The sequence below is a fragment of the Dokdonella sp. genome (genome assembly GCF_039926425.1).
In the GTDB taxonomy this organism is placed as follows: domain Bacteria; phylum Pseudomonadota; class Gammaproteobacteria; order Xanthomonadales; family Rhodanobacteraceae; genus Dokdonella_A.
This window is the reverse complement of sequence record NZ_JBDSWZ010000120.1, coordinates 1-7342: the sequence shown is the minus strand read 5'-3', so window position 1 is coordinate 7342 and position 7342 is coordinate 1. Positions and strand designations below refer to the sequence as shown.

The window sequence follows — 7342 nt, the reverse complement described above, 5'->3', positions numbered from 1 at the left end:
ACAACTGCCTGCCCGGCAAGCCGCAACGTCGCGACGCGCCCCCCCACGTTCGGCCCGGTTGGTTGCAAACCGCCTCTTACTTGAAGATGTCCTTGTTCTTCGCGTAGGTGATCGCCTGCTGGCGCGTGACGAGGCCGCGCTTGACCATGTCCTGAAGGCACTGGTCGAGGGTTTGCATGCCGTATTGGCTGCCGGTCTGGATCGACGAGTACATCTGCGCGACCTTGTCCTCACGGATCAGGTTGCGGATCGCCGGGATGGCCACCATGATTTCGTGCGCCGCGGTGCGACCGCCGCCGACCTTCTTCAACAGCGATTGCGAAATCACCGCGCGCAGGGATTCCGACAGCATCGATCGCACCATCGGCTTCTCGCCGGCGGGAAACACGTCGATGACGCGGTCGATTGTCTTCGCCGCCGAACTGGTGTGCAGCGTCGCAAACACCAGGTGTCCGGTTTCCGCAGCGGTCAACGCGAGGCGAATGGTTTCGAGGTCGCGCAACTCGCCGACGAGGATGTAGTCGGGATCCTCGCGCAGCGCCGAGCGCAGTGCCTCGTTGAATCCGTGGGTGTCGCGATGCACTTCGCGCTGGTTGATCAGGCACTTTTGCGAGGTGTGGACGAACTCGATCGGATCCTCGACCGAGAGGATGTGCCCGTACTCATTCTTGTTGACGTGATCGACCATCGCGGCGAGCGTGGTCGACTTGCCGGAACCGGTTGGCCCGGTCACCAGGATCAAACCCTGCGGCTGGTCGATCAGTTCCTTGAAGATGCGCGGGCACCCGAGATCTTCGAGCGTGAGCACTTCGGACGGAATGGTCCGGAACACCGCCCCGGCACCGCGGTTCTGGTTGAACGCGTTGACGCGGAAGCGCGCCAGCGACGGAATCTCGAACGAGAAGTCGACCTCGAGGAATTCCTCGTAGTCACGGCGCTGCTTGTCCGACATGATGTCGTAGATCAGCGAGTGGATCTGCTTGTGTTCCAGCGCCGGGATGTTGATGCGGCGGACGTCGCCGTCGACCCGGATCATCGGCGGCAAGCCGGCCGACAGATGCAGGTCGGACGCCTTGTTCTTGACCGAGAAGGCCAGCAGCTCAGCAATATCCATGTTCACTCCCCTGGGACACTGTGGCGCGCACAGGCGCGCGATTGGCGGCAGTATAGCCCCACGAAATCGAGACGGCGCGCGGCCTTGCGATGAATTTCTGCGAAACAGCCTACCTTTCCGTGACCCGGCGGATCGCCGCGGCGGAGCACGCACGCGCGACGGCAGAACCGGTCTCCCTGCTGGCCGTCTCGAAGACCCAGCCCGCCGATGCCGTGCGCGCATTGGCGGCGCTTGGCCAGCGCGCGTTCGGGGAAAACTACGTGCAGGAAGCCTTGGCGAAACAGCGCGAGCTTGCCGACCCTGACCTCGAATGGCACCTGATCGGTCCGCTGCAGTCGAACAAATGTCGCGACGTCGCCGAGCACTTCGACTGGCTGCAAACCCTGGACCGGATCAAGCTGGTCGAATTGCTCGCCCGTCATCGGCCTGGAGCCCGGGCTCCGTTGAGCGTGCTGATCCAGGTGAACATCGACGACGAGGACAGCAAGTCGGGTTGCACGCCGTCCGACATCGCCGCGCTCGCCGCGGCGGTCGTCGCGGCCCCCTCATTGCACCTGCGCGGCCTGATGGCCATTCCAGCGCCCTCGCCCGACAGCGCGGGACGCCGTCTCGCATTTGCCCGCATGCGCGACTTGTTCGAGGAACTGCGCCTGACGCACGCGCAGATCGACACGCTGTCGATGGGAATGTCGGACGACTTCGAACTGGCGATCGCGGAAGGCGCCACCATGGTACGTCCCGGCACTGCGCTGTTCGGCGCGCGCCAGCACATTTAGGGCGGTCGGATTCGCGGATGCGGGGCCGCGAAGGCCAACGGCATCCGATGCGTGCGGTCGGGTATTCTTGACGTCCGATCTGCCCTGGAGTTGCCCTTGGTCCCGCAGTCGTCTGTACCGACCTCCGCGCGCATCGCGTTCATCGGCGGTGGCAACATGGCCCGCAGTCTGGTCGGTGCATTGATCCGCGGCGGAGTGCACGCCGACGCGGTCACTGTCGCGGAACCCAATGCCGACCTGCGCGAGGCGCTCGCGCGCGATTTCGGCGTGTCGACACATGCCAGTGCGCGCGACGCCGCGCAGGACGCCGACGTACTGGTGCTCGCCGTCAAGCCGCAGGTGCTGAAGACGGTCTGCGGTGAATTGGCCGACCTTGTCACTGCGCGTCGCCCGATGGTCATTTCGATTGCGGCCGGAATTCGCATCGAGCAGTTGCATCGATGGCTCGGCGCAGATGTGCCGATCGTCCGGAGCATGCCCAACACGCCGGCGCTGATCGGTGCTGGCGCCACCGGCCTGATTGCGAACGAGACGACGAGCCCGGATCAACGCGCACTCGCGCAAGCGATCCTCGGCGCAGCCGGACGCACGGTGTGGATCGACGACGAGCGACAAATGGATGTGGTGACTGCGCTTTCGGGTTCCGGACCCGCGTATTTTTTTCTGCTGGTCGAAGCGCTCGAGGATGCGGCGGTCGCGCAAGGCCTCCCACGTGCGGCCGCGCGCGCGCTCGCGACGCAGACGTGCCATGGCGCCGGGCGAATGCTGATCGAGGAAGAAGAACCGGCGTCGGTGCTGCGCGAACGCGTGACGTCGCCGGGGGGTACGACGGCCGCGGCACTCGATGCATTTGCCGCGGGAGGCTTGCGCGAGCTCGTCGCCGGTGCGGTTGATGCGGCGACGCGACGTGGGCGCACGTTGTCCGAGAGCCATTTGTGACCTTCGATCAATTACTGTGGAGCGGCTTCCGCCGTGATGCTCGTCCGGAAGAGCGTCGCGGCTGAAGCCGCTCCCACAAAACCGCAGATACGCCTCCGCGAAGCATCGCGGCGGAAGCCGCTCCTGCACGATCAACCCGTTCAAATCGCCCTGACGACCGCACACACCGATGACCTACTTCGCCAACGCCGGCCAACTCCTCGTCAATTTCTTTTTCGGCGCACTGATCGCGCTGCTCGTGCTGCGCATCCTGTTGCAGTGCGTGCGCGCGAATTTCTACAACCCGATCTGCCAGTTTCTCTACAAGCTCACCAATCCTGTGCTGATGCCGCTGCGCAAGGTGATTCCTGCGTGGCGCAACCTCGATGTCGCCGGCGTGCTGATCGCATGGTTGCTGACGGCACTCAAGGTGTGGCTGCTCTACGCGCTGGTCGGCCAGCCACTCGGGGTGCTCGGCCTTGGCGTGATGGCACTCGGCGACCTGATCGACTTCGTGCTGCTGCTTTATCTCGGTGTGATCCTCGTCTACATCCTGCTCTCGTTCATCACTGTCGAGCGCTCCAACCCGATCGTACCGCTCGTCCACCAGTTGATCGAACCGCTGATGCGCCCGGTGCGCAAACGGCTGCCGAGCTTCGGTCAGATCGACTTGTCACCGATGGTCGTGTGGCTGGTGATCCTGCTTGCCCGCGTGCTGATCGTCGCACCGATCGTCGACTTCGGCGCACGACTCGCGCAGGCAGCATGAACGGCAACGCGCGTTGCGACGGTCTCGCCGTGCACGCGACGCGCATCAACCCAGGTTGATCCATTCGGGATCTTCGTGGTTCAAGCGGTGGCCGTTGATGCCCACCGCAGAATCACCGCATGCATTGCATCGAGCCCGTCGAACAGCGCGGCGGGGCCGGGCTGCAGGATGATCGGCGACTTGATCTCGTGCAGCTCGCCATCGCGCACGGCGGGAATCGCGCCCCATCCCGCGCGGGCCGCGACGCGCTCCGGCCTGAATTTCTTGCCGCACCACGACCCGAAAATGATGTCCGGCGCCTGACGCACGACCTCATCCTGATCGGCAAGAATGCGGTGCTTCGCCAACGACTGCGCGGCCTGCGCCGGAAACACGTCATCGCCGCCAGCGATGCGCACCAATTCGGCCACCCAACGGATTCCGGTGATCAGCGGTTCGTCCCACTCCTCGAAGTACACGCGTGGACGTCTCGGCAGTTGCGCAGCAGCGCGTGCAACGTTCGCAAGATGCGCTTCCGCGCGCTGCGCGTACGCCTCCGCGCGATCCTGCGCACCCACCATCGCACCGAGGCGGCGAATGTAGTCGAGGATGCCGGCGACACTGCGGTGGTTGCTGATCCACACTTCGACGCCGGCCTTGACCAGGTCGCGCGCGATGTCCGCCTGGATATCCGAGAACCCGATGACGAAGTCCGGTTCGAGCGCGAGGATCGCGTCGATCCTTGCACTGGTGAACGCGGACACCTTTGGCTTTTCGCGCCGAGCGCGGGGCGGTCGAACGGTAAACCCGGAAATACCGACGATGCGATCCTGCTCGCCGAGCGCGTACAGCACCTCGGTCGGCTCTTCGGTGAGGCAGACGATACGGGTCGGTCCGGTCATGGCGGAATCGCCGACATCACAGCGGGGCGTCCATTGCGTCTCCCGCTTTGCTCTCGGTCATTCCCGCAAACGCCGGAACGGCGATGTCAACGCGTCGCGCGTCATGGATACAGCATCTGTTCGGCCCACAGCTCCCCCTCGCGCGTATAGACATGGCGTTCGTGCAGGCGGAACTGGGCGCCGTACCAGATCTCGATGCGATCGGGGATCACCAGATAACCGCCCCAGTGCGCCGGGCGCGGCACATCAACGTCGGCGAAACGCTTCTCGACCACCGCGATGCGCGCGTCGAATTCCTCGCGATTCGCCAACGGCTGCGATTGCGGCGATGCCCACGCGCCGATCCGGCTGCCGCGCGGGCGCGTCGCGAAATACGCGTCCGACTCGGCTGCAGGCAGTTTTTCGATCGCGCCCTCGACGCGCACCTGCACGCCGTCGCGGATCATCTTCCAGTGAAAGCACAACGCGACCTGCGGATGCGACGCGATCTGCGTGGCCTTGGCACTGTCGTAGTTGGTGAAGAAGCGGAAGCCGCGGCCGTCCACGCCCTTCAACAGAACGACGCGCGCCGACAGGCGCCCCTCGCGCAGCGTCGCCAGCGTCATCGCGTTCGGCTCCGGATCAGCCGATGCGCGCGCCTCATCCAGCAAACCACGAAAAGTCGAAAGCGCCTGCTGATACAGCGAATTCAAAGGGGTTTCGGAGGAGTTCTGGCTCATGGCGCGCGATGCTAGCACGCAGTGCGCGCATGCTCGTGACGCCGTGTTCTGGTCTTCGGATCTCCGAATCGTTCGCGGCGGGCGCGGGACGCGATCGCGATGCGTGTGCGATGAGCGTGCGCGAAGGCGCGACGTCGTGCGTTCGCTTCGCGCTCAGGCACTCTTCGGCAGACACTGCGCCGCGCGCTGCATCACGCCGACGAACTGTTCGATATGGAGCGGCTTGGTGAGGTAGAAGTCTGCTCCAGCACGCAGGGACGCTTCGCGGGCCTGCGGGGTCGAGGTGGCCGACAGGGTGACGATCCGCCCGCGGTAGCCGCGCGAACGAAGCTTGAACACGGCCGCGTTGCCCGAAAGTCCCGGCATCTCCACATCGATCAGCAACACGTCGGGCGCATCGGCAAGCGCGTGGTCGACCGCGGCCATGGCGTTCTCGGCGACGAGCACCCGGCAACCGAGATCGGTGAGCAAGGCTTCGAGCAAGTGCGCGATGTCGGGGTCGTCGTCGACCACCATGACGCGAACATCCTGCATGCGCGGCGGTGGCGCTTCGTCGTGATCGCGCTGCCCGGATGCAAGTGGCAACGCAGGCAGCAGCGGCAGGTCGATGCGGAAATGCGTGCCACGGTCCTGCTCGGTCTCCATCTGCAGGGTGCCACGCATTTGCGCGACAAGGCGGCGCACGATGCTGAGTCCGAGGCCAGCGCCCTTTCGGCCAGATTGTGCGCCGTCGTTGAACGGCGTGAAAACGCGCTCGCGGTAGTCGGGCGGAATGCCGATGCCGCTGTCCTCGACGTCGATGTGCAGGACGCCGTTGCGCCAGGCGAGCTCGAACGCGACGAACCCCTTGCCGGTGTAGCGCACTGCGTTCGACAACAGGTTGATGGCAATCTGCCGCACGCGCACTTCGTCGAACAACGGTGCCGCGGAATCCTCGACGATCACGCGGGCGCGGAAATCAAGCTGCTTGTCGTCGGCCAGTGGACGGACCATCGTGTCGATATCGGTGAAGAGCCCACGCAGGTCCACTTCGACCGGATTGAGCAATCCTGGAGTGTCGTCGCCGCGGCCATACTCGAGCAGATTTTCCGCAAGGGTCAGCAGGTAGGTGGCATTGCGACGGATCGCATTCAGCGCCTGGCTGGAATGCTCGCTGCGGTCGAGCCACCGTTCAATGAGGTGCAGGTAGCCGAAGATCGACGTGAGTGGCGTGCGGAACTCGTGGCTCAATGTCGCAATGAGCGCGTTCTTCAGCGCGTTTGCTTCCTCGAGGCTCGCGCGTTGCCGTTCGAGCTCGGTACGGATGTCGCGCAGCCGGCCGATGGCCTTCGACTTTTCGTGTCCGGCCATCGCCGCCTCGTGCCCGAGCTGCTGCTGTGCACGTTGGCGCGAGCGTTCGTCTTCGGCGTCCAGCAACAACACGTGGAAACCCGGACCATCGGCGATCAGGTGCACGTGCGCACTGCGCCCATGTCCGAGTTCGACGAACGGAATGTCCTGATCGTCGTCGACCGCCAGTCCGATGAACAGTTCTTCGATCGCGCGCACGCCGCTCGCCGCGTCACCGACATCGATGCCATAAAACGCCGCGTCTCCCTGTGCATCGAGCAGCTGCCAGCCGGCATCGAAGCTCAGCATCAACGGATGCGCACGCCGGAACAGCCTTTCGCGCAGATACGTTTCGACCCGTGGCGGCAGCGCCGCGTCGATCGTCATGTGGCGAGCCTCGCAGCGACATCCGCGAACGCCTCTTCGACACCGTCGCCTGACAACGCACTCGTCTCGAACACGGGAAGGCTGCGCCGCAACTGTGCCAGCGTCGTCGGCGCGACTTCCCAGCGTTCGACCAGGTCGATCTTGTTGACAAGGAGCACCGCGTGCGCATTGGGCAACAGCTGGCGCGACTGCATCAGCAGATTGAGCGCCGAGCTCAGGCTTGCCTCGCGCGTACCGTCAGCGACGAGCATCAGAGCCGATGCGCCGCGCAGGTAGTGCGCACCGAGCGCGTCGAGTGCACTGCGGCCGGCGATGTCCCAGACCACCAGCTTCTGCGCACCGCGACCGCGCAGCACCACTTCCTTGCTGTCCACCTTCACGCCGACGGTGGTGAGGTACTTGTCAGAGAAGGTGCTGCGCACGAAGCGGGCAACAAGGCTGGTCTTGCC

General features: G+C 64.8%; 8 protein-coding genes. 3 read left to right on the top strand and 5 right to left on the bottom strand.

From position 1 onward, the window contains the following. Nucleotides 1–76: 76 nt before the first annotated feature. Nucleotides 77–1114, bottom strand: a complete 1038-nt coding sequence (locus ABIV12_RS07335) for a type IV pilus twitching motility protein PilT (protein WP_348057781.1) — start codon at nucleotides 1112–1114, stop codon at nucleotides 77–79. An 89-nt stretch (nucleotides 1115–1203) separates the two neighbouring features. Between ABIV12_RS07335 and ABIV12_RS07330 the strand changes: the two genes are divergently transcribed. From ABIV12_RS07330 to ABIV12_RS07320, 3 genes are all read left to right on the top strand, one after another. Next, entirely contained in the window at nucleotides 1204–1890 is a 687-nt protein-coding gene (locus tag ABIV12_RS07330) for a YggS family pyridoxal phosphate-dependent enzyme (RefSeq protein WP_348057779.1), read from the top strand. A gap of 96 nt (nucleotides 1891–1986) precedes the next feature. Next, nucleotides 1987–2829, top strand: a complete 843-nt coding sequence (proC, locus tag ABIV12_RS07325; RefSeq protein ID WP_348057777.1) for a pyrroline-5-carboxylate reductase — start codon at nucleotides 1987–1989, stop codon at nucleotides 2827–2829. Nucleotides 2830–2998: 169 nt separating this feature from the next. Next, the gene (locus tag ABIV12_RS07320) at nucleotides 2999–3577 is read left to right on the top strand and encodes a YggT family protein (RefSeq protein WP_348057775.1); all 579 of its coding nucleotides are present in this window, start codon (nucleotides 2999–3001) and stop codon (nucleotides 3575–3577) included. Nucleotides 3578–3657: 80 nt separating this feature from the next. Here the strand turns inward: ABIV12_RS07320 and ABIV12_RS07315 are convergent, their stop codons facing one another. The 4 genes from ABIV12_RS07315 to ABIV12_RS07300 form a co-directional block, all read right to left on the bottom strand. Beyond that, nucleotides 3658–4458: a cobalamin-binding protein gene (locus ABIV12_RS07315; protein WP_348057773.1), complete on the bottom strand. Its 801-nt coding sequence runs from the start codon at nucleotides 4456–4458 to the stop codon at nucleotides 3658–3660. Nucleotides 4459–4559: 101 nt separating this feature from the next. Further along, the gene (gene pdxH / locus ABIV12_RS07310) at nucleotides 4560–5177 is read right to left on the bottom strand and encodes a pyridoxamine 5'-phosphate oxidase (RefSeq protein ID WP_348057771.1); all 618 of its coding nucleotides are present in this window, start codon (nucleotides 5175–5177) and stop codon (nucleotides 4560–4562) included. Between the two features lie 153 nt (nucleotides 5178–5330). After that, nucleotides 5331–6893: a hybrid sensor histidine kinase/response regulator gene (locus ABIV12_RS07305; RefSeq protein ID WP_348057769.1), complete on the bottom strand. Its 1563-nt coding sequence runs from the start codon at nucleotides 6891–6893 to the stop codon at nucleotides 5331–5333. Next, the coding region (locus ABIV12_RS07300) for a Rab family GTPase (protein ID WP_348057767.1) at nucleotides 6890–7342 on the bottom strand (453 nt) is incomplete at its 5' end. The genes ABIV12_RS07305 and ABIV12_RS07300, both read right to left, overlap by 4 nt.

What these genes read in the sequence shown, in the direction of transcription:
- ABIV12_RS07335 (WP_348057781.1), bottom strand. Translation starts at nt 1,114, where the DNA reads ATGGATATTGCTGAGCTGCTGGCCTTCTCGGTCAAGAACAAGGCGTCC.
- ABIV12_RS07330 (WP_348057779.1), top strand. Translation starts at nt 1,204, where the DNA reads ATGAATTTCTGCGAAACAGCCTACCTTTCCGTGACCCGGCGGATCGCC.
- ABIV12_RS07320 (WP_348057775.1), top strand. Translation starts at nt 2,999, where the DNA reads ATGACCTACTTCGCCAACGCCGGCCAACTCCTCGTCAATTTCTTTTTC.
- ABIV12_RS07315 (WP_348057773.1), bottom strand. Translation starts at nt 4,458, where the DNA reads ATGACCGGACCGACCCGTATCGTCTGCCTCACCGAAGAGCCGACCGAG.
- pdxH (WP_348057771.1), bottom strand. Translation starts at nt 5,177, where the DNA reads ATGAGCCAGAACTCCTCCGAAACCCCTTTGAATTCGCTGTATCAGCAG.
- ABIV12_RS07305 (WP_348057769.1), bottom strand. Translation starts at nt 6,893, where the DNA reads ATGACGATCGACGCGGCGCTGCCGCCACGGGTCGAAACGTATCTGCGC.